General features: G+C 55.7%; 23 protein-coding genes and 1 tRNA gene. 14 read left to right on the top strand and 10 right to left on the bottom strand.

Annotation, left to right across the window (positions count from 1 at the left end; genetic code table 11):
* Positions 1 to 79: 79 nt before the first annotated feature.
* Both ABJ076_RS16575 and ABJ076_RS16570 read left to right on the top strand, forming a co-directional pair.
* The gene (locus ABJ076_RS16575; protein WP_348185316.1) at positions 80 to 2,065 is read left to right on the top strand and encodes an ATP-binding protein; all 1,986 of its coding nucleotides are present in this window, start codon (positions 80 to 82) and stop codon (positions 2,063 to 2,065) included.
* A gap of 166 nt (positions 2,066 to 2,231) precedes the next feature.
* A complete protein-coding gene (locus tag ABJ076_RS16570) occupies positions 2,232 to 2,549 on the top strand; it encodes a ribbon-helix-helix domain-containing protein (RefSeq protein ID WP_348185314.1) in 318 nt (105 codons plus the stop codon).
* 42 nt (positions 2,550 to 2,591) lie between these two features.
* On the opposite strand, the gene ABJ076_RS16565 is transcribed toward ABJ076_RS16570, so the two are convergent.
* Positions 2,592 to 2,667, bottom strand: a tRNA-Thr gene (locus tag ABJ076_RS16565).
* 111 nt (positions 2,668 to 2,778) lie between these two features.
* Positions 2,779 to 3,177, bottom strand: coding sequence for a hypothetical protein (locus ABJ076_RS16560; protein WP_348185312.1), 399 nt, complete (start codon positions 3,175 to 3,177; stop codon positions 2,779 to 2,781).
* Between the two features lie 460 nt (positions 3,178 to 3,637).
* Between ABJ076_RS16560 and ABJ076_RS16555 the strand changes: the two genes are divergently transcribed.
* Positions 3,638 to 4,687: a hypothetical protein gene (locus ABJ076_RS16555; protein WP_348185310.1), complete on the top strand. Its 1,050-nt coding sequence runs from the start codon at positions 3,638 to 3,640 to the stop codon at positions 4,685 to 4,687.
* A 167-nt stretch (positions 4,688 to 4,854) separates the two neighbouring features.
* On the opposite strand, the gene ABJ076_RS16550 is transcribed toward ABJ076_RS16555, so the two are convergent.
* Positions 4,855 to 5,802, bottom strand: a complete 948-nt coding sequence (locus ABJ076_RS16550; RefSeq protein WP_348185308.1) for a DMT family transporter — start codon at positions 5,800 to 5,802, stop codon at positions 4,855 to 4,857.
* 200 nt (positions 5,803 to 6,002) lie between these two features.
* Between ABJ076_RS16550 and ABJ076_RS16545 the strand changes: the two genes are divergently transcribed.
* The 4 genes from ABJ076_RS16545 to ABJ076_RS16530 all read left to right on the top strand — a co-directional run bounded on the left by ABJ076_RS16545 (position 6,003) and on the right by ABJ076_RS16530 (position 9,386).
* On the top strand, positions 6,003 to 6,878 hold the full coding sequence (locus ABJ076_RS16545) for an alpha/beta hydrolase (protein ID WP_348185306.1): 876 nt from the start codon (positions 6,003 to 6,005) through the stop codon (positions 6,876 to 6,878).
* A 55-nt stretch (positions 6,879 to 6,933) separates the two neighbouring features.
* The gene (locus ABJ076_RS16540) at positions 6,934 to 7,998 is read left to right on the top strand and encodes an isocitrate/isopropylmalate family dehydrogenase (RefSeq protein ID WP_348185304.1); all 1,065 of its coding nucleotides are present in this window, start codon (positions 6,934 to 6,936) and stop codon (positions 7,996 to 7,998) included.
* Between the two features lie 30 nt (positions 7,999 to 8,028).
* Positions 8,029 to 8,859 (top strand): aldo/keto reductase, encoded by an 831-nt coding sequence (locus ABJ076_RS16535; protein ID WP_348185302.1) that lies wholly within the window; start codon positions 8,029 to 8,031, stop codon positions 8,857 to 8,859.
* Positions 8,860 to 9,065: 206 nt separating this feature from the next.
* The gene (locus ABJ076_RS16530) at positions 9,066 to 9,386 is read left to right on the top strand and encodes a hypothetical protein (protein ID WP_348185300.1); all 321 of its coding nucleotides are present in this window, start codon (positions 9,066 to 9,068) and stop codon (positions 9,384 to 9,386) included.
* 2 nt (positions 9,387 to 9,388) lie between these two features.
* On the opposite strand, the gene ABJ076_RS16525 is transcribed toward ABJ076_RS16530, so the two are convergent.
* The 3 genes from ABJ076_RS16525 to ABJ076_RS16515 are packed head-to-tail and all read right to left on the bottom strand — an operon-like array spanning position 9,389 to position 11,778.
* The gene (locus ABJ076_RS16525; RefSeq protein WP_348185298.1) at positions 9,389 to 10,615 is read right to left on the bottom strand and encodes an MFS transporter; all 1,227 of its coding nucleotides are present in this window, start codon (positions 10,613 to 10,615) and stop codon (positions 9,389 to 9,391) included.
* A gap of 14 nt (positions 10,616 to 10,629) precedes the next feature.
* A complete protein-coding gene (locus ABJ076_RS16520; RefSeq protein WP_348198976.1) occupies positions 10,630 to 11,184 on the bottom strand; it encodes a thiamine pyrophosphate-dependent enzyme in 555 nt (184 codons plus the stop codon).
* A 48-nt stretch (positions 11,185 to 11,232) separates the two neighbouring features.
* Positions 11,233 to 11,778 (bottom strand): thiamine pyrophosphate-binding protein, encoded by a 546-nt coding sequence (locus ABJ076_RS16515; protein WP_348185294.1) that lies wholly within the window; start codon positions 11,776 to 11,778, stop codon positions 11,233 to 11,235.
* A 183-nt stretch (positions 11,779 to 11,961) separates the two neighbouring features.
* On the opposite strand from ABJ076_RS16515, the gene ABJ076_RS16510 reads away from it, so the two are divergent.
* From ABJ076_RS16510 to ABJ076_RS16500, 3 genes are read left to right on the top strand one after another with little or no spacing between them, the layout of a single operon-like run.
* The gene (locus ABJ076_RS16510) at positions 11,962 to 14,286 is read left to right on the top strand and encodes a molybdopterin guanine dinucleotide-containing S/N-oxide reductase (RefSeq protein WP_348185292.1); all 2,325 of its coding nucleotides are present in this window, start codon (positions 11,962 to 11,964) and stop codon (positions 14,284 to 14,286) included.
* A 47-nt stretch (positions 14,287 to 14,333) separates the two neighbouring features.
* A complete protein-coding gene (locus ABJ076_RS16505; protein WP_348185290.1) occupies positions 14,334 to 15,158 on the top strand; it encodes a MaoC family dehydratase in 825 nt (274 codons plus the stop codon).
* Positions 15,151 to 16,755: an alkaline phosphatase family protein gene (locus tag ABJ076_RS16500; protein ID WP_348185288.1), complete on the top strand. Its 1,605-nt coding sequence runs from the start codon at positions 15,151 to 15,153 to the stop codon at positions 16,753 to 16,755. Before ABJ076_RS16505 ends, ABJ076_RS16500 begins: the two co-directional genes overlap by 8 nt.
* A gap of 1 nt (position 16,756) precedes the next feature.
* Here the strand turns inward: ABJ076_RS16500 and ABJ076_RS16495 are convergent, their stop codons facing one another.
* Positions 16,757 to 17,629 (bottom strand): NAD-dependent epimerase/dehydratase family protein, encoded by an 873-nt coding sequence (locus ABJ076_RS16495; RefSeq protein WP_348185286.1) that lies wholly within the window; start codon positions 17,627 to 17,629, stop codon positions 16,757 to 16,759.
* 122 nt (positions 17,630 to 17,751) lie between these two features.
* Positions 17,752 to 18,813, bottom strand: a complete 1,062-nt coding sequence (locus ABJ076_RS16490) for an alcohol dehydrogenase (RefSeq protein WP_348185284.1) — start codon at positions 18,811 to 18,813, stop codon at positions 17,752 to 17,754.
* Positions 18,814 to 19,016: 203 nt separating this feature from the next.
* On the opposite strand from ABJ076_RS16490, the gene ABJ076_RS16485 reads away from it, so the two are divergent.
* Genes ABJ076_RS16485 through ABJ076_RS16470 form a run of 4 tightly spaced genes read left to right on the top strand, consistent with a single transcriptional unit; the run spans position 19,017 to position 23,441 of the window.
* Positions 19,017 to 19,739, top strand: coding sequence for an SDR family oxidoreductase (locus ABJ076_RS16485; RefSeq protein WP_348185282.1), 723 nt, complete (start codon positions 19,017 to 19,019; stop codon positions 19,737 to 19,739).
* Entirely contained in the window at positions 19,736 to 21,862 is a 2,127-nt protein-coding gene (locus ABJ076_RS16480) for an acetate--CoA ligase family protein (RefSeq protein ID WP_348185281.1), read from the top strand. Before ABJ076_RS16485 ends, ABJ076_RS16480 begins: the two co-directional genes overlap by 4 nt.
* A 5-nt stretch (positions 21,863 to 21,867) precedes the next feature.
* Positions 21,868 to 22,881 (top strand): nitronate monooxygenase, encoded by a 1,014-nt coding sequence (locus ABJ076_RS16475; protein WP_348185279.1) that lies wholly within the window; start codon positions 21,868 to 21,870, stop codon positions 22,879 to 22,881.
* Between the two features lie 5 nt (positions 22,882 to 22,886).
* Positions 22,887 to 23,441 carry a histidine phosphatase family protein gene (locus ABJ076_RS16470; protein WP_348185930.1) on the top strand — a complete coding sequence of 185 codons (555 nt, stop codon included), beginning with the start codon at positions 22,887 to 22,889 and terminating at the stop codon, positions 23,439 to 23,441.
* 5 nt (positions 23,442 to 23,446) lie between these two features.
* On the opposite strand, the gene ABJ076_RS16465 is transcribed toward ABJ076_RS16470, so the two are convergent.
* Positions 23,447 to 23,857 (bottom strand): PAS domain-containing protein, encoded by a 411-nt coding sequence (locus ABJ076_RS16465; RefSeq protein WP_348185277.1) that lies wholly within the window; start codon positions 23,855 to 23,857, stop codon positions 23,447 to 23,449.
* Positions 23,858 to 24,265: 408 nt separating this feature from the next.
* Entirely contained in the window at positions 24,266 to 24,784 is a 519-nt protein-coding gene (locus ABJ076_RS16460) for a PAS domain-containing protein (protein ID WP_348185275.1), read from the bottom strand.
* Positions 24,785 to 24,809: the final 25 nt, after the last annotated feature.

Raw genomic sequence — 24,809 nt, 5'->3', positions numbered from 1 at the left:
GGAGAGCGGCTGCGGCCTGATGAGTTCTCCGCAGCGCGTTTATCGGTGTTCTCTCTGATGTAACAAGGTGGGAAGCAGATTGAGCGGTTCGAATAAATCGGATAACGGAATCTCGTCTGGTCTGCGAGCGCATCTCACTGCGTCTCCTCTTGTTGTCGCCGGGATTGCTTTTTTCGTCGTTCTTTCTGTTACGCTCTACGCCCATTTCACCATCGAAAAACGTGAAGATGAGGAACGGGTTGCTCATCATGAATTTGCTCGTGCGCACATTGGTCAGAATCTGAAAAGCTATCTTGAGGCCCGGTTTCTCTCGGTGAAAGGCATCGCCGCAGTATTGGAGAACGAGAGCCAACCACCAAGTAAAACTGAGTATGAGGCGCTAGCGCGACCGTTCCGTGAAAATTTCAGAGGCGTTCAAGCTGTTAACTGGGTTGATAGCTCAGGGACGGCGCGCTGGATCGTCCCCCTCGATGGTAATGAGCAGGTCAGAGGCAAGGATCTGACAGCTCTCAGGATTCCGAGCATAGCCATTGCTGCTGCGCGTTCAGATGGACTGGCTCACGCCACATCACCGATCACCTTACTTCAGGGCGAGATTGGTTTTGCGAGCTATTTTCCGGTTAGCCTAAATGGTGAAATTAGCGGCTTCATCAATGTCGTGTTCCGTTTTGCAGATCTTCTAGACAGCATCGCCGGTTTGGACCCGAGGGGATCGATCTCAGTGGCGCTTCACTATGACGGGGAATACTTGCTGTCCCAATCGGAGGGACCACGTGGCGAGGTTCAAAGTTCTCTTTTTTACGATCTGGATATACTTGACCGCACCTACCAGATTGAAATCCGGTCCCATGAAGCGCCAGTCTCATATATTGATCCGATCTTGCTCATCATTGTCGTCAACTTGTTGTTCGCAAGCGCTATTTATCTGTTGCTGAAGCAGATTGGATTATTGGCCAAGAGCGAGGCGCGTATTCGCGATTATACCGAAATTGCCTTTGACTACCTTTGGGAGTCGGATCAGGAGCAACGGATTACGTACCTTTCACCACGTTTCGAGGAAATCACCGGGCGTCCGGCAAGTGAATTCCTTGGGCGAAGGTTGAGTGAATGCAATATCCAAACCGCCACGGAGGATGGCCTCAGAGAACACGCTGATATGATGGCCCGCAAACAGCCTTTCGAGAGTTTTGTGTTTGCATCAGATACCGAAAACGGGAGAAAGACGTGGATATCATCATCGGGAAAACCACGTTTCTCGGCAGGGGGGCGTTTTCTTGGCTACAGGGGCGCAGACCGGTCCATCAATGAGCAGGTCAGCACGGAAAAACGTTTGCGTCGTGCTTGGGAACACGCTGAATCGGCTAATCAGGCAAAGAGCAATTTTCTCGCCGGTATGAGTCATGAGCTGCGGACACCCCTTAACTCGATCATAGGCTTTTCCGAAATCATCCGTGATCAGATGCTCGGCCCGGTCGGCAAACCGCAATACGCCGAATATGCGAGCGATGTTGTGTCATCAGGCAGACATCTGCTTTCGCTGGTTGATGATGTGCTCGATTTATCGAAGATAGAATCCTCCACATTCGAGCTGTCTGAAGACTCGATCGAGCTCGCCGATGCATTTGAATTCGTGCGGCGCGGGTTCAGGCGGCATGCGGAAGCGCGGGGGATCAGTATTCATCTTATTGTTGCAGATGACGCTGCCTTTATTCGTGCGGATACACGTATTGTGCGCCAGATGGTGATGAATCTCGTCTCGAACGCCATAAAATTTACGGATTACGGCGGTGTGATCAAGATCACCTCGGAACGTGACACTAACGGAAGTGTGCACATTAAGGTCACCGACACTGGCGCCGGCATCCCAAAAGAACATCTCGATCGGGTGTTCGAGCCGTTTGTCCAGGTTCGTGAGACGGCCTTACTGAGCCATGAGGGATCCGGGCTTGGTCTTTCCCTCGTGAAGAGATTTATTGAACTGCATGGTGGTACGATAGATCTGGTAAGTCGCGTTGGCGAGGGAACGTCTGTCGACCTTACATTTCCAAAACATCGTTCTCACTGAACACAGCTATCAGTAATAATAAGGGCTTATGTTCTTCTAATTATACTAAAATCCTAATGGAATTAATTTGAATTAACCTATAGGGTGCATTTTATCCTAAGGGTTATCAACGGTCCAAAATCAATTTTCGTCCCGCATCGATGTTCAAAATTTATGAAGGTTCAACGTGGCTAACAAAAATCGATCCTGCCTCGTTCGGCGCCATTTTCGTTTACGTGGAACTGATGGAGGTGAGCTGCGCCGCTCAATCGCTCTTGAACCAGGGTTTTGGTCGGCTTTAGATGACATTGCGCCGGGCGAAAAACTAAGGCTATTGATAGAAGAGTGCTTGGCGGGACTGTCTCCAGAAGAATCTCTCGTATCAATTCTGCGATGCTCTGTGCTGAACCATTATCGCGTTCTATGCAATGAACGGCGACCGGAGGTGAGGCCTAGCGATACTGAGGGGAAAAACGAGAAACTGGTCGCGGCGCAGAATCAATAACAATGGCCTTAAGATAGCATTCAATGAACGAGCTGTCGGCAATGGTGCCGGTTGAGGGACTTGAACCCCCGACCCCCTGATTACAAATCAGGTGCTCTACCAACTGAGCTAAACCGGCTATCAAACTGCGAAGCGGAATATCGCGTTTCTCGGCCACGGTCAACGGGATAGCACTTACAAAAATCAGTTTCGTCCAAGATGGACGTTGAAACTCTTTTTGGGCACGTTTCTAGCTGTTTGAAACGACGAGGCGTGGCCTCTCATAACGAGGCTGCGAGCCGGCGGCTACAACTTTGCGCGCTGCATCCATCAGGTTAGTAAGGGGGGCATCCTCCGAGCGCAGACTTGCCAGCATGCTGACTGCCCGTTGCAAAGCTGAAATCTGGTTGTCTGAGTAAACGAGAGCCTTGCGGGTCTGAACTGCGGCTTCTTCAAAGCGCGTAACGAGTTCGGATATCAGAAGGGATGTATCTTTAATCGCGCAATCAAGTTCTGTCCTTCCGCAGGTTGAGTTTTTCAATTGATAAAGCTGAACATTCAGCTCGAGCAGTGAATAAACCTGTTGGTGGCGGACATAGAGTTCGCGTCCACGGGGATCCCGATTGGTTAATTCTAAACGTTCGAGCATCTATCACTCCAAGTCGGTTGTAGCTGTGATTTGGTTTGCCTCGCGTCGCGGTTATGCGAGACGCCGTGTTTGTCTGAAGAGACTTTAGGCTTCAAAACGTGAATCGCTCGTGAATCATCAGCGCAAAAATCATGGAAAAAAGAAAAAGAAAAAAAGTATCCGTTTTGATCTCTTTATGTTCTTTTTATGTTCATGGTTTGCATATCTTTTTGCGTCGAATATAGGGTGAGATTTTCCGAAATTTGGCGTTGAATAGCCATTAGGCTTTTTTTAAATGAGACAATTTCGACGACATATCAGATTTTGGCTTTTAGATCTGAAAGCCGATATGGAAATGATGTATCGTCTACGAACTAGGTCGCAAGCTGTTTCGGCGGATACTGATGTGCTTATGTTTATTAAATCTTAAGCTCAATGGCTGATAAGTTGCGCGTGTACGGGACAAGAAAGAGCGCTTTTTATGAGTGTGGATTTGCAGGATAAAAAGTCGAACAAGGTCGAGGTTGACGAGGATGCCCTCGATTCGCTTCATACCTTGCCGCTTTCAATCATCCCCTTGCAGACGCCAGGTCTTAAGAAAGCCTTCATGATTAAGAATGCGCGCTTAGAAAGCGCGATTGAGCTTTTTCGTGATGGCGGATCGGGAAGCGGCCAGGTCGAGCCAAAGGAGCTGCACGGATATTTCCAGGATGTCGGCGGCGCTTTGTCTCACGACCTCATCATTCTGGACAGGCTGTCCTCCCTTGAGTCTTTTGACGTCTATTCGCTTCGCCTCGAGCTGCGCAATCTCGATATCGGATTTGAAGATTTTTCGGCATTGCAGCTTTCCGAATCCAAGCGCGCTGAACTGACCGAATATATGCGTGCCTTCACACGTCCGTTGATTCAGCGTGTTTATGGTGGCGATCAGTCGGACGAGATAAACGACGTCGGACAGATCATCAAGATGATGGCTTCTCCAAACCGGAACGAAGCCATGGCAAAACTGAAGCTTCTTGCCGAAGAGCTGAATACTGAGTTGACGGAAGTGCCGAAGTTTCTTGAACGCTATGGCGACATATTCCTGTCCTTGTCATATTTCCGGAACTGCCTCGACAAGATCATGCAGCAGCTCCCGCCCTTCATCTCCTGGATGGAAGAGCTGCATAGCAACTATCAAGTCCAAAACGACCGAAACCAGCTTAAAATCCTTAAGGAAATAGAGTCCGATCTGAATGAGATTTCGACATCCTTGGTTGGTCGATTTGAGTACTTCAACCACCGCTCCCACGATTTCTGGGACAATATCAGTGCGGACTCATTTCAGTCGTTCCAGGAATTGGTCACCGCACACCATGTGAGCATTGGTGCTGTTCTCTGTGGTCTCGCCGTGAAGATGGATCTCTACGAGACACGGTTTCCCAACCATGGAGGAGGGCCGGTGAAGCGCCTGGAGTTCATTAACTCCGAGATTAAACCGGGTTTAAAACGTATCAAGGATATCGAGCAAAGAGTGGGCGCGGTAAAATAACGCTGCATCCAACTTACCTCCGAATCTGGATCTCTCAATTTGAGACCGCTGAACGGATTGTAAGGTTTGGATTTTGGTAATTTTATCTTTCGGCAAACGCGGTCTGATGGCCGGCGTACGTTTACCTCTATAAAGTCAGGTTAATGACCTTGTATTCAGGTAGTGCCTTACTCGTCCGGAACGCGCTGCTCGCTCCGTATTTCCTTCACGGAATAGATGGCTCCAGCGAGAATCACCAGTGATCCGACGATAGTAAGTAGGCCCGGTGTCTCCTGGAAAAACAGAATCCCGATCAGACCCGCGAATAAAAGGCGGGTATATTCCATCGGCTGTACAGCAGATGCTTCGCCGTGTTTGTAGGCTTGGATATTTGAATATTGGGCCATGGACATGAGTCCGCCGATCAACACCATCGCGATGAGTTCAAACGCAGTCGGTGTTTCCCAATAAATATAGGCTGGAATCGCGAAGACGACGGCTAGTCCGAATGATTGGTACGTCATGATGGTCACCGGGCTCTCTGTCTTGGTTAGGACCCGGGTGACAATCATGACAACCGCGAGGAAAATCGCAGAGGCGAGCGCCAGGAAAGCGTAGTAATCGATCCCGTCGAAGCTGGGTTGCAACACGATCAAGACGCCAATGAATCCGAATATCGTCGGACCCCAACGCTTGAGGTCAACGACTTCCTTAAGCATTACAACCGCAAGCAGCGTGATGAACAATGTGCGAGCGAATGAAATCGCGGTCACATCGGCCAGAGGCATGTGAATCACCGCCGTGAAGCCGGTTGCCATGGCGCAAACTGAACAAAATATGCGTGCTCCATGGAGTTGCAGACGGTCGGTTTTGAACGCGTGCGGAAAGGACCGCAGTATCCGGGGGGAGAGGATGACGATCACACAAATCTGACGAATGAACAGGATTTCCCAGACCGGAATCCTTTGTCCCACATCCTTGATGGCCGCCATCATAATTGTAAAAATAAGCGAAGCGAGCATGAGCCAGATGCAGCCCTTCAGATTCTCGGGCAGGCGACTCCAGATTTGGAACGCCTTGCTCTGCACCTGTCGGCTTCCGAGCAGGTCTTTCCGAGATTCCAAGCTTTCAGGCATAAAGTTCGCTTACATATTTCTTGACGACGGTATTCGTGATGTATTTTAGGGTGTTGTCAATTGCTTTGTGCCCGAATCAACACTGATAAGTTGCTGCCTCATGCACCGTGGAATGGTCCTAAAACGGAGGGCCAATCTGCCTGCATATATGCTACAGACCATCGCTATTCCTATCCAGAGATTGAAATTCCGCGATTCTCATGTCTGAAAAATCTGCTGCAAAGGCAAACATCAAGCCTTTGATGGAAAACATCCTGAAGACTCTCCAAGAACAGGCACAGGTGATCGAAACTCCATGCGGTGATGGCCAAATGGTCTGGCGCAAATGGGGCGAGGGACCTTACATTGTTCTAGTGCATGGTGGATTCGGGTCGTGGAATCACTGGTGTCGGAACATCATGGCGCTGGCGCGTGAATTTACCGTGATTGCGCCGGATCTTCCGGGACTCGGCGATAGCGATGCGCCGGAAGATCCGAAAACGGCGGAACATATTGGCGAAATCCTGACCGATGGGCTTGATCGGGTCATCCCATCAGACGCCGGGTTTCATTTAGGCTGTTTCTCTTATGGTGCCGTTCCCGGAAGCGTAGCTGCTGTTCGCCATGGGAAACGTGTGAACAGCTTCACTCTGGTAGGAGCTGCGGGATTCGGCCCGCGCGAGCGACCGACTGACGGTCTGATCCGGATTCAGCCGAAAATGGATGCGGCCACGCGACGCGCAACAGCGCGTAACAATCTTGCGGTACTTATGTTTGCCGATCCTAGGAGCATTGACGATCTGGCTATTGATATTCAACTCGCAAATACGGCGCGGGCGAGATTCCGGTCACGACCGCTTTCGCTCTCTGACACGGTGTTGAGGAATTTGCCTCTGATTTCCGCGAGGCGGAATGCTATCTGGGGCAGGGAGGACATTACGGCGAAGGGCATGCTGACCCATCGGAATGCAGCCATAATGAACGCGGATTCTGGCGCTCAAATTGTCGTTATGGATGGTATTGGACACTGGGTTCAGTACGAGGCGGCTGACGCGTTCAATAAATGCTACCTCGGGATGCTCAAGCAGACACCCTGAGGTTCGACGATCCGGCAATCCAAATGCCGGACGAAAATATTGGAGGAAACAAGACATGAAGCTCGTTGTTCTGCCCGGAGACGGGATCGGTCCTGAAATTGTCGATGCTACACTGACAGTTCTGAGGGCCGCAGATCAGCGGTTTGGGCTTGGGTTGCAACTCGATGAGCATGCGATCGGCGAAGTTTCGCTCGCACGTGATGGCTCGACCCTGCCGGAGCCCGTATTCGAGAGTGCGTCGGCGGCGGACGGGGTTATTCTCGGCCCCGTCTCTACAGCAACTTATCCTTCGCCCGCTGAAGGCGGTCTCAATCCATCGGCCGAATTCAGGCGCCGTCTGGATCTGTTTGCCAATATCCGTCCGAGCCGATCAGTCGGACATGATGCGGCGTTGGTCAAGGATATGGACTTGGTGATCGTGCGCGAGAACACAGAGGGTTTTTATGCGGTTCGCACGATGTTCGCCGGCGGCGGAGAATTTATGCCGGATAAGGACATGGCCCTCGCCGTGCGCAAGATCACTCGACAGGGAGCGGAACGAATTGGCCGTGCTGCTGCCGAGCTCGCTATGACTCGACGCAAGAAACTGACAATCGTCACCAAGTCGAATGTCCTGAAACTGAGCGATGGGCTGTTCTTGGAGGCTGTGACTGCGGGCGCGAGCGCATTTCCGGATCTTGAGATCGAGGAAGTACTTGTCGATGCCATGGCATCTCACCTTGTCCGAAAACCGGCGGCGTTTGACGTTATCGTTACCTCCAATATGTTCGGCGATATCCTCTCGAACGAAGCGGCGGAGCTCGCAGGCGGGCTCGGTTTTGCTGGGTCGCTCAATGCCGGGAGCCGGCATGCTGTTGCTCAGGCCGCCCATGGATCGGCGCCGGATATAGCGGGTAAGAACGTCGCCAATCCGAGTTCCGTTATGCTGTCGACAGGAATGTTGCTCGAATGGCTCGCGGATCGCAGCGACAGCAACGCGCTGCGTGAAAGCGCGCGCGCAATTGAGCTGGCTGTCATGGCGTGTGTTGCGGATGCCGCTACCAGAACAGCGGATATGGGCGGCGCGCTGAGCACGGATGCATTCGGCGCCGCAGTTGCCCGACGGGTCGCTGAGGGTTGATTAAGTAATACTGCAATGAAGGAACGGACGATGCGCACCCTGACACTTCCGGACGGCCGTAATGTTTCGGCTCTTGGTCTCGGCACTTGGTATATGGGTGAGAGCGGCCGCGCCCATGAGGGTGAAGTCGGGGCTTTGCAGGCAGGTGTGGATCTCGGGATGACCCTGATCGATACGGCTGAAATGTATGCCGAAGGCGGAGCGGAAGAGGTTGTCGGCGACGCCATCAAGGGAAGGCGCGACCAAGTTTTTATCGTATCCAAGGTGCTGCCTTACAATGCCAGCCGGAAAGGGACGGTCGCCGCCTGTGAGGCCAGCCTCCGGCGGCTCGGAACCGATCATATAGATCTGTATCTATTGCATTGGCCGGGCTCCCATCCGCTTGCAGAGACGATTGAGGCCTTTGAAGCCCTGCAAGTGTCGGGGAAAATCGGCGGTTATGGTGTCAGCAATTTTGATGTGGCGGAGATGGCCGCATGGGAAAAGGCCGCCGGTCCTGGCGCCTGCCAGACAGATCAGGTGCTGTACAATCTCTCTCGACGCGGAATCGAGTGGGATCTTGTGCCGTGGGCGCGCGAACGGATGATCCCGCTTATGGCTTACTCGCCGCTTGAACAGGGGCGTTTGCAGGACGAGAGTCTGGATTTTGTTGCAGACAAGCACAATGTAACGGCGATGCAGGTCGCGTTAGCATGGGTCTTGAGGGACCCTTCGGTTATGGCTATTCCGAAAGCATCGAACCCTACTCATGTGCAGGCGAACAGGGCAGCCCTTGATCTTGTTCTCGATGATGACGACCTGGCATTGCTCGACCGTTCCTTTCCAGCACCGCGTCGAAAACAGGCATTGGAAATTCTTTAAAAACCTTCATCGAGACGAACTTTCGTCATTTAATGTTCATGTCCAATTTGCTTGGCATGTTGAAGGTGTTGTGGTTGTTAGGCGATTAATCCGGTGATGAATCAGTGAAATCGCATTTGCTATAAAAAGGGCTTGGAAAAATTTGGCCGAATCACCACAATATAAAGTATTGTGGCTTGAATACGCGACAACTTGGAGTAAAGGCAATGAGTGCCGTCGATAGTAAACATGTTGAGCGTAAGAGCCTTGAGATCCTCGCTGAAGCGATTGATCGCACGGTTGGGTCAGGCTTTGTCCACTCAGCAATTGCGAAAGCGGCCAAGACTCTCGAAGAGAAAGAATTCAATGCCGCGGATAAGGCATTCCGTATGCTGAACCCGCGTGAGACCCGAAAGGTTGAGAAATCGGCTCTTGAGAGCGCGTCGCTTTTTGTTGAGCACGGCGAGTATTCGGATCCGACCGATGATATGAAGCCGAATCCTGATTACAGCGAGATCCGGGCGCGGTCCGTAAAGCTGGGTTCCTGAGTTTATAAGCTTTTTCTGGCACCTCGAGCAGCCAGTGCGATTGTGCCTGCTCCGGTAACCGCCAGTATAGCGGTAACCATGAAGCTGCCGCTGTATGTGCCCAGCAACTGGTAGCCGAGTGTGAAAATTGCTGGCCCTACAATCACACCTGAAAATGTGAAGAAGAGCGCGGCGCCAGTCATGTTGCCAGCTTTCCCGTCAGGGCTGTGTTGAACGACGGCAGAGGCGAACACTCCGTTCCAGCCCATGGCAGTGAACCCGAAGACAAAAAACAGCGCATAAACAAGGCCAACGGGCCAATCTGGCGCGATGAAGACCGTCGCTAGTGCGGACAGTGCCGTGAGCAGTGCATTGATGATAAGCGCGGCAAATCCGCTCCGGATACGATCCGCAAGAACTCCCCATGCAATACGGCCGATGACGCCGGCAACCTGAACGGCAGTCAGCGCGAGACCTGCCGCGACCAGCGTATAGCCGGTTTCCTCAACCAAAAAGGTGACGGCGAACGCATTCAGGGAAAGTTGGATCGCGGCCAGAAACAGCCCGGTAAAGCAAAGCCAGCGGATAGCAGGCAGTTTCCAGGCGGCTTTGATGTCAGCAAGCGGGGACCGAATGAGCGGGGCTGCACGCGAACGGTCGCTATCCCAATGCTTCCGGAAGAACTCCATGACGAGCGCCATTGAGAGTGCGGCGAGGATGGTCACCAGCATGCTGCTCTGCCAATCCAGCGCCAGGGCAATGGCGGGGGCAAAGGTGCTGGCGGCGATGCCGCCGAGTGGTACGCCGGTAAACCGGATGGAGAAGACGAGATTGCGGTTCTTCGGTGTGACAATCTTCGACATCAGATGGGCCGCCGGCGGATTGATCAAGCCATAACCTAAGCCGATGATGAAGGAGCCGAGCGCCATCAGCGGCAGCTCTCCGCTGGCAATCACGAGGTGAGCAAGGGCGAACAGACAAAGGCTGACCTGGGAAACCCGCCAGGCACCAAGCCGCGCAACCAGACCTCCGGCAAACAGGCTGGTAACCATACCGCCGATATAGACCACAACGACCTGCAGGCCGATGAGCGAAGCATCGACGCCGAGCGCTGCAGCAGCCTCCGGCGCGATTGCCGGCAGCCATAGGGATGCCATCGAGCCAATCAGTTGAACCCAGATCATGAAGAAGACAACCGTCACCGTGTCGCGGAGAGGCGGTGACTGTCGGGGTTCTGTGGGGTGTGTCATTTCGGCGAGCGCCGTCAGTTCGGATGCAATGCCTTGTCCGGCCCGAGCACTGCACTGCGGAACGTGTTCTTCACGAACTTCCCGTCGCGTGGTGGCATGATAGTCTCACCGGTTGCTACATCGATTTTGATCACGGCAACGAGAGGGAACTGACCTTTTTCCAACACTGCGACCAATTCATCCAGTTCTTCATCATTCCGGACCGTCATTGTGTTGCCGATGCCGGCGCCGGCTGCCATTGCGGCGAGATCTGTGCCGCGCCCGGTTGGTGCGGCCTGCATGCCTGTCTCGCCGTAATGCTCATTGTCGAGCACAATGATGGCTAGGTTTTTCGGTTGTTGCAGGGCGATGGTTGAGAAACTGCCGACGCCCATGAGTTGTTCCCCATCTCCTGTCAGCACCCATATCGTGCGATCCGGTTGTGCCAGAGCAAGACCGAGCCCGGTCGGTGCCGCGCCGCCCATGCCGCCCCAGATATAAAAATTCTCCGGGCGGTGATCGATCGCCGCAAGGTCCCATGTTGGGGATCCGAGACCACTGATACACAGCGCATTACTACGTACTGCCATCAATTTTTTTACAACGTCGCGGCGGAAGAGTTTGTTATTGTTCAATATTCAATCTCCTGTCGCATCTTGCGCCGCTGGCGCTGCGAACGCTTTCGCACCGATCAGTTTCTGACTGATTAGAACGGCGACAGCCTCGCCACCATGAAAAGACATCATCAGTCCCGCTTGAATTGCATCTGCGGCATCCTCGGCTGTATCCGCGCGCAGGCAGCGCACACCGACCGCTTCAAGCACAGGCTCGACCGCACGCCCCATAGGCATTTGCCAGGGATTTGATTCGCCGTAATCACCGCGCATGGTGACGATCATGAAAAGCGGGAAGGCGCAGGTTGTGGTCAGGGATGCGATCATGTTGATCGTATTGCCGACGCCGCTGCTTTGCATCATGACTGCGCACTTCTGGCCGCCGAGCCAGGCACCTGCGGCAACCGCAACGCCTTCTTCCTCGGTTGTCAGCGGCACTGTCTGGATGTCGTTGTCTGCAAGGCTGGCTTTGATAATGCCGCTGAGGCCTGCATCCGGAACATAAGCGACCTGCTTGATTCCATGTTCCTTGAAGAGGCTGTGCGCGTTAGCGCTCCAATCGCCGCCCATCTGTTTCCTGCCCGTCTATTTGATTTGCAACATCATGGCCTGCCGCCGTTGCAACTGTCCATGCGCGGGTGGCAGGTTATTCGGCACCGGTCCCATTCCGCGATGTCCATATTGCCAAGCATTCCATTGTCTTGATCTGGCGGCTGTCTCATAGTCGTCGCGGATAGAAACCGGGAATTGACCATGTCGCTCAAGACCGACCGCCGCCTGATACCGACATCTGCCCATTGGGGTACCTATTTCGCCGAGGTTGAGAACGGCAAGCTTATCGCTGTGCGCGATTACGAGAAAGACCCGGCGCCGGCCATCATCGGTCCGGGCATTGTCGATGCGATCGATGACGAGGTGCGGGTGCGCCGCCCGATGATCCGCAAGGGCTGGCTGGAGAACGGACCGGCCTCGCGCGACGGGCGCGGCAGCGATCCTTATGTTGCCGTTCCATGGGACGAGGCGCTCGACATGGCGGGCGCTGAGTTGAAGCGGATCGCTGACAGTCACGGCAATGAGGCGATCTTCGGCGGCTCTTACGGCTGGTCCAGTTCAGGCCGCTTTCATCACGCGCAAAGCCAGGTACACCGGTTCCTGAACTGCATGGGCGGTTATGTGCGCCATGAGGGAACGTACAGCTATGCGGCAGGGCAGGCGATCACACCGCATGTTGTCGGTCACTTTAAGGAGCTGCTTGACGGGCACACGACCTGGCCTGTGATTGCCGAGACCAGCGAGTTGGTCGTGATGTTTGGCGGAGTGCCTGTGAAAAACGGGCAGGTGACGTCCGGCGGTGTTGGACGGCACACTGTTTTCGAAGGACTGAAAACCGCCTACGAGATGGGGGTTGAGTTCGTTAATGTCAGCCCGATCCGGAACGACGTTATCGAAATTGTCGAGCCTGAATGGATCGCGCCGCGGCCGAATACTGATGCGGCGATCATGCTCGCACTGGCTCACACCCTCTATACTGAGGGACTGCACGACGAGGGTTTCCTCGACGAGTATTGCGTTGGTTTCGACAAGTTCTTGCCCTACCTACTGGGCACGACTGACGGGCAGCCGAAAACGCCGGAATGGGCTGAAGGGATCTCCCAGGTCCCGGCCGAGACCCTGCGTTCGCTTGCCCGGCGTATGGCTGGCGGCCGTACCATGATCATGGTCGCCTGGAGCCTGCAGCGCGCGGATCATGGAGAGCAGCCTTATTGGCTCGCTATCCTGCTCGCTGCCATGCTCGGGCAGATCGGTTTGCCTGGGGGCGGTTTCGGGCTTGGCTATGGCTCCGAGAACGGCGTCGGCAATCCGGTCGAAATGTTCAAATGGCCGGCGCTGCCGCAGGGACGTAATCCGGTCGACAAGTTCATCCCGGTCGCGCGGATCTCTGACATGCTGCTCAATCCCGGCGGCAGTTTTGAATTCGACGGCGGAACGCATACCTACCCGGATATCAAGGCCGTCTATTGGGCGGGCGGAAACCCCTTCCATCATCATCAGGACCTGAACCGTCTGGTGAAGGCGATCCGCCGTCCGGACACCGTGTTCGTGAATGAGATCTGGTGGACGGCTCTGGCGCGGCATGCGGATTTTGTCTTCCCGACAACCACGGCTCTGGAGCGCAACGATCTATCGATGACGCACTGGGAGCAGACCATCGTCGCCATGCAAAAAGCTATCGAGCCGGTCGGCGACTCTCGGCACGACTATGACGTCTTTACCGGTCTTGCCGAGCGGTTGGGCGTTGCCGAAGCATTCACCGAGGGCCGGGATGAGGAAGCCTGGTTGCGCCATCTCTGGGATCAGGCACGCCAGCGTGCGGCGGAGGCCGATTTCGAGCTGCCCGATCTCGAGACCTTTCGCGAGATAGGCGCTATGGAGGTGCTTCAGCCGAAAGAACCTGTCGTTCTGCTGCGGAAGTTCCGGGAAGATCCGCAGGCCAATCCTCTGACCACGCCGAGCGGAAAGATCGAACTCTTCTCGGAGGCCATCGCGGGATTTGGTTATGCGGACACGCCGGGTCATCCAGCCTGGGTTGAGCCATATGAATGGCTTGGCTCGCCATTGACCGAGACTTACCCGCTGCATTTGATTTCGAATCAGCCGAAGACGCGCCTGCATAGCCAACTCGACAGCGGTGCTGTCAGCCGCGGCTCAAAGATCCAGGATCGGGAGCCGATGAGCATGAACCCGGCGGATGCCGCTGCGCGCGGTATCGAGAATGGGGACGTTGTGCGGCTCTACAATGACCGTGGAGCCTGCCTTGCCGGGGTGATTATCTCCGATGCCGTGCGGCCGGGTGTTGTGCAACTTTCGACCGGTGCCTGGTATGATCCTGAGGAGCCGGGCGTGGTCGGATCGCTCTGTAAACACGGCAACCCGAACGTGCTAACCCGCGATATCGGAACCTCCCGGATCGGGCAGGGGCCGAGCGCGCAGTCAGTGCTGATCGAGATAGAGAAGTATGAAGGAACGCCGCCGCCGGTGACGTCTTTCGTGCCGCCGAAGATTTTGGAGAAAGAATAAGGCACGGCGTTTAGTAAGCCGGGAAACCGATCAGAACTGGAAATACGATGATTCATTCCGCTCCAGCGCCGCGCACCAAGACTGAAGAGTTCTACCCCGGCTTCCGCTTCACGGAGCAGCCGGTGATCCGGACACGGGAATATCAGGACAGTCGGCTGAAAGCCTGCGGTGTTGATCCGGCGCTCTATGGCGATCAGGCGGCGGCCGGGCTGTTCGGGCAGGAGTGTTTCAAGGCAATGCGCGCGGCTGGTCATCAGGTTGATGGGCTGGTGCAGACAGAGCAGAGGTTCCGGCAGTTGGAGCCGGTCGCTGTCGGCGAAACCTTGACGCAGCGCGGCTGGATCGAGGCGTATGAAGAAGTTCCGCGTGGCCACCGGTTGCATCGTAAATTTGAGTTCGTATTGAAAGACGGCACAGTCGCGCTTACTGCGGATGTGATCGGCTTGGTACCCGACAAGGAGAAATGGGCCGCAGCCGCGACAGGGAAATCAATATCTCCACCATCAGATCCGCGTCTCGGATTTGAGTTGGAGTCAGAAAAAATGATGACACCAGAAGATGTTACGTTGTTTTCTTCTGACGTCGGAAACCTGATCCATTTCCAACCGGAGTTCGCTGCCAATCTCGGTTATCGCGCACCGCTGGCGCAAGGACTGCAGACTATGGTCTGGATGATGGGCAAGCTAACCGAGGATGGACCGCCGGCGTCTTTTGAATTGGTCGCGACCTTTCGGCGGCCGGTGTTCTGGGATGAAGCAACGAGTCTCTGGCTGAATCGGGGGAAGACAGGCTTTATAGACTCCATGCGCACCTTGAACGAGAGCGGTAAATTGACTGTCGAACTCATGGTCTCCTCGCTTTCCTATGTCTGAACCGTCGAGCGGAAAGACAGTCCGGAACATCCTCTTTGTGATGTGCGACCAGTTGCGTTGGGATTACCTTTCCTGCGCCGGTCATCCTCATCTCCAGACGCCTCATATCGACGCGCTGGCCGCGCGCGGGGTGCGATTCGACAGGGCGTTCTGCCAGTCCCCGATCTGCGGGCCGTCCCGTATGTCTTTCTATACGGGTCGCTACATGTTCAGCCACGGCGCCGGGTGGAATAATTATCCGTTGCGTGTCGATGAATGGACCCTTGGCGATTATCTCCGTCCGCTTGACCTAAGGGTCGCGCTGGCTGGTAAGACCCACATGAAGGAAGATCGCGCGGGAATGGCGCGGCTTGGCCTCGATCCGGTTTCCGAACACGGTGTGCTGGTCTCTGAATGCGGCTTTGAGCCTTTTGAGCGGGATGACGGCCTGCACCCGGACCGGAGCGTCGATCCGGATCTGCCCTATAACCACTATCTCCGTCAGAAGGGGTATTCCGGCGATAACCCCTGGTCCAGTCATGCGAACTCGGTGCTTGGCGGCGATGGCGCGACGCTGGACGGCTGGTACTGGGGACATTCGAACGGCGCCGCGCAGGTCCGGGAGGAAGACAGCGAAACGCCCTACATGACCGATCGGGCTATCGACTTTATCAATGAGATGGGCGAACAGCCCTGGTGCCTGCACCTGTCATATATAAAACCGCATTGGCCTTATGTTGTTCCTGAGCCCTACGCTTCTCTCTACGGGCAGGAGCATATCCTGCCGGTGCACCGGGATGCGGGAGAAGAAAAGGACCCGCATCCGGTCTACGGAGCGTTCATGCGGCATAAGGACAGCCGCCTGTTCCGGCGCCCGGAGGCGCGGGCGACGGTCGTTCCTGCGTATATGGGCTTGATCAAGCAGATCGACGATCATTTAGGTCGCCTGATGGCCGAACTGGAACGGCTTGGCCGCCTGGACGACACCATGATCGTTTTTACCTCCGATCACGGCGATTATCTTGGTGACCATTGGCTTGGCGAGAAGGACCTGTTTCACGAAGCGTCCGTGCGCATACCGATGATCGTCTACGATCCGCGTGTGGCAGCGGACGCAACGCGAGGGACTGTCTCCGATAAGCTGGTCGAGGCCATTGATCTCGTTCCCACTTTCGTCGAGGCGGCGGGGGGAGAGGTTCCCTATCATCGGCTGGAAGGCCGCTCCTTAATCCCGTTGCTTGAAGGCAGAGATATCGGCTGGCGGTCCTTTGCGGTTTCGGAGAGTGACTATTCAGGCCGAGATGCCCGTGCGGATCTCGATCTCGACCCGATGGACGCGCGCTGTTTCATGCTTCGGACAGAGCGTTGGAAGTATGTTTTTCATGAGAAGTTTCGCCCGCAACTCTTTGATCTGAAGGCAGACCCGGACGAATTCATGGACCTCGGCGCGGACCCGGACTACGCTGCAATTCGCGCCGATCTGCACGAGAAATTTTTTACCTGGTTCCGCAACCGAAGGCTCCGCGTCACGATTTCTGACGACGAGATCATCGCCAGAACCGGCGGTGCGGACAGGCAAGGGATCCTGATAGGCTATTGGAGACCGGATGATCCTTGAGCTATCGGCTGAACAAGGCAATTGCGTCGTTGTGCTGCGGAACCCAACCAAGTTCCCGTCTTATCTTCCCGCTGCCCATTCGTTGATCCAGCGCCGGGCCTGCAGCCCATGCGCCGTGACGGGTGATAGCATCTGCGACCGGAAGGATAGTGTGCGGTGCGGCTGAACCGAACCGCGCTCTGAAAGCATCAGCAAGAGCGCCGGTCTGGACCCCGTCTTCAGCCGCTACACAATAACTTTCACCGGAATTACCTCGCTCGAGAACGAGCCTGTAGGCCGATGCCAGATCGGCTCGGTGGACGAGTGGCCATCGTGCCTCTGCTGAACCCCATATCTCTATCGAGGTACCTTGGGTAGCCGCATCGATATAGCGATGAAGGACACCGCCAGCCAAGTCATAGACCATCGCCGGGTGAACAAAGGTGGGGGCAATGCTCGATTCATTGTTCAGCCATTCCCAATTATCCGCCATCCAGGCAAAGCTTGGCAGCGGACTGAATGGCGTGCGTTCGTCCGCGATTCTGTCGCCGGTTTCGCCGAAAAGCCAGCAACCCCCCGTATAGATCAAGCGGAGAGGGGCGTTACGTGCTGAGGCTGTTGCGGTGATCGCTTTGAGGGCGGCCTTGTCGATGGAGCCCATGTCGGTATCGAAAGCGGCGGCAACCTGAATTACGGCATCAATTTCGGCTGCGACCGGCACCCATTTACTTGGTTCTGTGAGATCTCCCGAAAGTGGTTCGGCACCTCTTTTGGTAAGATGCTCCGTCGCCGCGCTTGAGCGGGCGAGGGCGGTGACATGATGGCCGTGAGCAATCAGGTCTTCGAGGATGGCTGAACCGATGGAGCCGGTGCCACCGAGCAAGAGGACGTGCATATAAGATATTCCGGGCTGGATGGTGTGTGACCACTCGATTACAGCCATGCCCGAAATAAAAAACAAGAAAAATCTTGATAATAAATGCGCCGGACAAGGTTACGTCGCCCGGCGCATTCAGCTCAGTCGTTCGTCAGAACCACGCGGCCGACGATCTTGCCAGCGCGGAGTTCATCCAGGCTTCGTTGAACCTGGTCCATCGGACGGTTCTCGATGGGCACCTGCTTCACCTTGCCTGCCTTGACCAGTTCCATGAGCTCCTTCAGCTCCTTCAGGCTGCCGACATAGGAGCCGATGACCGAGGCAGCGCGAAGCGGAAGAGTGGGCAGCGGGATGGTGAAATCGCCGCCATAGAGACCGACAATGACATAGCGACCGCCCTTGACGAGCGATCCGTAGCCAAGTTTGGCTGTTGGATTTGCCCCGACCGTATCGACCACCGCACGCGGTCCGCCACCTGTCGCTTCGGCGAGGGCCTTGGCCACATCATCCCTGGAAATATTCAGGGTCGCCGTCACGCCCATATCCTTTGCAGCGGCCAGCTTATTGTCATCGATGTCACAGGACAGGATCTGTTTGATTCCCATGGCGCGGGCGATACCGACAGCCGCAAGGCCAAGCCCGCCAGCGCCCATGATCACCAGCCACTCGTCGTCGAGCACGGGCTGCGCCTTGCGTAGGGCGCTGTAGACCGTCACGCCGGAGCAGGCAAAGGGCGTTGCCTCAGAGGGGTCAACATCGCCAATATCGACCAGGAACATCGCGTGCGGGACGAGGATATATTCCTGATAACCGCCGTCCCGGTAGACCCCGAGGGTGCGCGGTTTGGCGCAATGATTTTCCTGTCCGGATTTGCAAATCGAGCATTCTCCGCAGCCGATCCAGGGATGGACCAGCTTGGTCTCGCCGGTCGGAACCGGGCCTGCATCGGGGCCACCCTTTACCACCTCGCCAAGGATCTCGTGACCCAGAACGTGGGGCAAAGGCACGCCGCGGTCGCCCATGTTGAGGCGCCCGGCGGAACCGAGGTCGAAATAACCGTCCCCGATATGCAGATCCGAATGACAGACCCCGCAGCGTGTCACTTTCACGAGCACCTCAGTACCTGTCGGCTCCGGAATTTCATGCTGGATCATTTCCAGCGGCTTCCCGAAATCGGTGACTTTCCAACTCCGCATTTGCATGGACCTGTTTCCTCCTGTTAATCGCTATTGCGAAATTCAATTTCGTTTTCGTAACTCTAGGCGGTCTTATGTGCCGCCAACAAGGTGCGAGACTGGCATTGTGTCGAAAAGCATTCTCGCGGAATCCGAAGGGGTTGCCGAGAATAGATCGGCGATAATCCGGCAAGAGACCGGAATCGACCGGATCGGGGAAGGGAAGAATAATGGGCGTGAGAACCGTTTTGGTTACAGGCGCGAGTCGTGGCATCGGACGATCCGTTGCCGCCTATCTTGCAGATCGTGGATATAGCGTTGTCGGTCTCGCGAGAACAGAGCCGACGGGGAGCTTCGACGGTGCTTTCAGAACTGCCGATCTTAGTGACGCGGACGCGACGCGTAAGACGTTGGCCGCAATAACCGATGAGTTCGATATCGATGTCCTGGTGAACAATGCGGGCATTGCACCGTTGGGCATTGTCGAAGAGGTGACGCCGGAAATTTTGCAGCAGCTGATGTCAGTTAATGTCCGGGCGCCATACCAATGCATGCAGGCAGTCTTGCCCGGCATGCGGCAGCGCGGGTTCGGACGTGTGATCAATATCGGCTCACGGGCAGCCCTCGGCAAATACGGGCGTAGTGCCTATGCGGTGACGAAAGGCGGTATCGCAGCCGCGACCAGGACTTGGGCCATTGAGGCCGGCCCGGACGGGATTACTGTGAATTGCGTCGCACCGGGTCCCATCGCCACGGAAATGTTCGAGGATGGTAATCCTGTTGGCTCGGACAGCCGTAATGCAATCGAGGCGGCGATTCCGGTCGGCCGGATCGGCCAGCCGGAGGATGTCGCCTCCGCTGTGGCGTTCTTCGCGGGCGAGGATGCCGGGTTCTGCACAGGTCAGGTTCTCTATATCTGCGGGGGTCTCTCTATAGGATCGGCACCGCTATGAACGACTTGAGCGATATCCGGAAACGCAATCTGGCGCGTCTTGTCGCGCCAAAATCCATTGCCGTAATTGGTGCGTCGGACGATCCGATGCGGATCGGTGGCCGTCCGATCGATTATTCCGTGCGTCATGGCTACAAGGGCGCGATATATCCGGTGAACCCGAAGCGGGAGACCGTTCAGGGCTTCAAGGCCTATCCGACGATCAACGATGTGCCGGAAGCCGTCGATGCCGCTATCATTGCATTGCCGGCCCCGATGGTTGTCGAGACGATAGAAGCCTGCGCTTCCAAGGGCGTCGGTGCGTGTATCGTCTTCAGCTCGGGCTTTTCCGAGCTTGGCGCCGAAGGCGAGGCCATGCAGGCGCGCCTGACGGAAATTTCCCAGAGGACTGGAATTCGCGTCCTCGGGCCAAACTGCCTTGGTGCCTTTAATGCATCAAGCGGCTGGACCGGTACCTTCTCCTCCTCGCCGCAAGTCGACCCGCCGGAACCGGGCCCCATCGCCATTGCCAGCCAGAGCGGCGCTTATGGCGGTCATATCTACAATCTCGCGCGCAAGCGGGGCCTCAAGGTTGGGCGTTGGATCACCACGGGTAACGAATCCGATGTCGAATTGTCGGAATGCATCTCCTACCTGCTCGACGACCCCGAGGTGAAGGTGGTGATGTCCTATGCCGAGGGCATTCGCGATGGAGAGGGGCTCCGGGCTGCTTTTGAAAAAGCGCGTACTATGCGCAAGCCAATCATCATGGTTAAGGTTGGGCGCAGCGATATAGGTGCGGCGGCGGCGGCCTCGCACACAGCAGCCCTGGCGGGTACAGATGCCGTCATCGACGGTATGTTCAAGCAGTACGGCGTCTATCGAGCGGACGATGCGAACGAGATGCTCGAGGTAGCCTATGGCTGCCAGCAAGGGCATTTTCCGGATGGTAACAAGATCGGTTTTATTACCATCTCTGGCGGGCTTGGCGTGCAGATGGCGGACAGCGCATCGGCGCTCGGCCTCGATGTCTCGAAATTCCCTGAGGCCGGGCAGAAGAAGATGCTGGAGCTTCTTCCTTTTGCAGCACCTCGCAATCCTGTGGATGTAACGGGACAGGTTTTCAACCAGCGCGATGCGATTGCCGCGTGCCTGAAGATCATGATGGAAGAGGGCGATTATGATGTTGTTATCTCGTTCTTCACTGCTGTCGCGGCCCGCCCCGAAATTGCACAGGACATTATCGAGACCCTGAAACCGCTCCGGCAGAGCCGTCCGGACATGCACCTGTTCTTTTCGATCCTGGCGAACGAAGAGAACACGCGGTTCTATGAAAGCAGTGGTTATCCGATGTTCGACGATCCGGTGCCAGCGATCACGGCGGCGAACGGTTTGATGTATTTCGGCCGTGCCTTCGCGGCGGCGCAGGGAACCGTTCCGAGCTTGCCGGCAAATGCAGAAACGGTGCCGGATCATCCGACGGCGGAGCATGAGGCAAAGCGGCTTCTTGCTTGTGCCGGGTTGCCTGTTGTTCGTGAGGAACTCGCGACTTCGGCTGAGGATGCCGTTTCGTATGCGGCATCTTTCGGCGGCAAGGTCGTGCTGAAGATTGCTTCGCCCGATATCGCCCACAAGACGGAGATAGGCGGTGTGCTGGTCGGACTTGAGGGCGCGGATGCTGTGCGGGATGGTTTCGCCACCCTGATGGCTCGGGCGGCGGAAATGCGCCCCGATGCCGTGATTGACGGGGTGATCGTCTGCGAGATGGTCTCCGGCGGGGTGGAAACGGTTGTCGGGGTGCAACTTGATCCCGTGTTGGGGCCGGCGGTCATGTTCGGGCTCGGCGGGATCCTGGTTGAGGTGCTGAAGGATGTTAGCTTCCGGTTGGCACCGTTCTCGGTCGAGGAAGCCTATCGGATGATCCGCGAGATCAAGGGATACAAAGTGCTTGAAGGTGTTCGCGGCGCACCACCCGCTGATATCGCTGCATTGGCAGATGCACTGTCGAAACTTTCCGTCTTTGCTGCGGCGAATGCGGAGAAGCTGGATAGTATCGATATCAATCCGTTTATCGTGCTGCCGGAAGGTCAGGGCGCTGTTGCCGTCGATGCACTGATCGTTCCCTCAACCAGCAGGAAGGATTGATCGCAATGAGGCCGCAAAGCGTCCGAACACGGATCACCGATCTCTTCGGCATCCGTCACCCGATCCTCTGTGGCGGCTTGATGTGGCTGTCCGATGCTAATTATGTCGCTGCCGCTGCCAATGCGGGATCTATCGGCTTCATGACAGCGAAGACCTTTCCTGACCCGGGCCGCTGGAAAGAGGAGTTGGAGAAAGCGAACGCGCTTTCGAAAGGCAATCCCATCGGCGTCAATCTCTACATCTCCCAACGTCCGGAAGAGAACGAGATGCTGACGGGACATGCCGACCTGGCTTTGCAGGCTGGTGTGCGCAGGTTCGAGACGGCAGCCATGCCGCCGGCAGAACTGGTGAAGCAGTTGAAGGATGCCGGTGCGGTTGTGATTCATAAGGTCGCGTCCGTTCGTCACGCCGTCTCGGCGGCAACCAAGCTCGATATCGATGCGGTGTCGGTTGTCGGCATGGAGTGTGGCGGCCATCCCGGGCTGAACATGATCGGTAACATGGTGCAGGGGGTGCTGGCAGCACTCCGCGTCGATATTCCTGTCGTGATTGGCGGCGGTATAGGTCATGGGCGGCAGGTGGCAGGTGCGCTGTCCTTCGGGGCGGAAGGCGTTATTCTTGGCACGCGTCTGCTGGTGGCGTCCGAGATCTGGAGCCACGATGCGGTTAAGAAACGCGTAATCGAGGCAGACGAAACCGGCTCCCGCCTGGTTCTGGCCTCGATGCGCAACACCTATCGGGTGATGGATAATCAGACAGCACGCACGGTTGCGGAACTCGAGGCGGCCGGGGCAAATGATTACGAGAGCTATCGCGCGCATGTACGCGGCACTCTCCAGAGGGAAGCTTATGAGGAAGGGGACCCGGAGAAGGGGCTTCTCTCCATGGGCCAGTCGGCCGTCTTCGCGGACCGTATTGAACCGCTGGGCGATATTATCGACAGAATGGTCGACGAAATGGATGAAGCACTGGATCGCCTCACTTCTCTTCGTGTGCCCAATAACGTGGCGGCGGAGTAGGGAGGCTGTACTTCCTCAGCCATGCTGATGTCGTCATTGATCCGGAAATCCCAATCACGGATTGGTGCCTTTCGGAACGTGGCCGGGAGCGAATTGTTGCGGGTCTTATGCAGCCTTGGCTGTCTTCAGTTACCGCGATCTGGTCGAGTACTGAGCGCAAGGCCCTCGATACAGCGGAGATTCTCGCGGATTTTCTTGGCTTGGAAGTGCAGGAGAGAGCCGATCTCGGCGAGAATGACCGCTCTTCCACGGGATATCTACCACGCGCGGAGTTCGAGAAAACAGCGCATGCATTCTTTGCCAACCCTGACCGTTCCGTGCGCGGTTGGGCGCCGGCCCGTGTAGAGCAGGGGCGAATTGTTTCCGCCTTTGATGAGGTCCGGCGTTTGGAGCCGAACGGCACACCACTGATCGTCTCTCACGGTGCTGTCGGAGCGCTGTTGCTGGCGCACTTGCTTGACCAGCCTATATCGCGTGACCTGGATCAACTGGCCAATGGCGGCGGAAATTGGTTCAGCGCCTTTGATCCATCACCGTCCTGGAAGGTGTTCGACGATTAGCAGACCTAGCTATCCAAGAAGTAGATGCCGGTGAGCAACTTGGTACAAGTCTCACCGTCGGTGCTGAGTGGGAGGACCAATCTCTCGGAGATGCGAAAGTCCTCGGCACCGGTATAGTTGATGAACGCGCCACGGAATTTAACAGGAGCCATCTCTGAAGCGGCAAGATTGTATTGTGCGAGAATTGACTGGCTCCGCCCGGCGAAGTTGATTTCCGATGCCGTCTTGCCGGAATCGTCCCGACCGAACTGTTCAGTAATCCAGGTTCCAATTACGCGAAATCGAATATCGGTGCCGTCATGCAGCAAATCTGAAAGCATCAAGTGTGGCAGCCACGGCAGTAGCTCGGGGACATCAAAATCATTTCGCGCCGGGGCTTTTCGGCCACCAGATTTTTGTTTCCAGAACTGGAACAATGACGAAAGCTCCGGTCGTATCAAGTCGTCCGTTCGGGTGACCTCTGAGAAAATTGTGTCAGTCGTTTTTGATGCCACAACGGCGTTGTGTTTATGTTTAGACAACGATCTAACCTCATGTAATACACGCGTGATCAAATATTCGTACGAAACGGAATCTTGGTCGCCGCCGATACGAGGAGTTCACCGCACCCGCTCGTATGTGGAGACCTAATCGCAGCGCGAAGACAAGAATGCTTTCGCCTTTGCCTTCACGAAGCGGGGCATAATGGTCAGCTTTGCTGGCTCGTCAATCACTGCGTGTGTGTTTGGGGCTGCGGCATGTCAGATATGCGGGATCGTAATGGGATGGACCCAGCATCCTGAAATTTAAATATCGCTGAATATGTTATTTACTATAGTGGCTTGTCAGCCCTCGTTAAGGTAGTAAATAGCGGAAATGACCTTGTTACAGGTTCGCCCATCTGCGCTAAGCGGTAGCATAAGGCGTTCTGCATTGGTGAACGCCTTGATCCCATTCTGATCATAAAAAGGGCGAGTAACACTTTGTGGCACCATACTTGTTGCAGTTACGAGAAACTCACTCGTGACTTCCTTGAGTTGTTCCGTCAGGCCGATTTCTGACATCGTCTGACCTGTATTATCCTCTCCATAACGCTCTACGATCCAGGTGCCGATGACGCGGTAACGAATGTCAGTGCTGTCCTCGATGACGTCCACGAGTTGAATGTGCGGTAGCCATTTTCTGAGTTCCAGAACGTCGAGATTTTGCCGGGTGGGCGCGGCACGGGTGCCGGTTTTGGTCTTCCAGAGCGAGAAGAGTGCGCGTAGTTCCGGGTGCACCAGATCGTCCAATGCGCTGACCGGAGCGAGATCTTTAAATTCGAAACCTGTCAATGGGTCCCTTGGTGGTTGGCGTGTTGCCATGGCATAGGCTCCGAACGCGCTATTG

The organism is Nisaea sp. (genome assembly GCF_039990255.1).
Classification (GTDB): domain Bacteria; phylum Pseudomonadota; class Alphaproteobacteria; order Thalassobaculales; family Thalassobaculaceae; genus Nisaea.
This window is presented reverse-complemented; position numbering and strand designations above follow the sequence as displayed.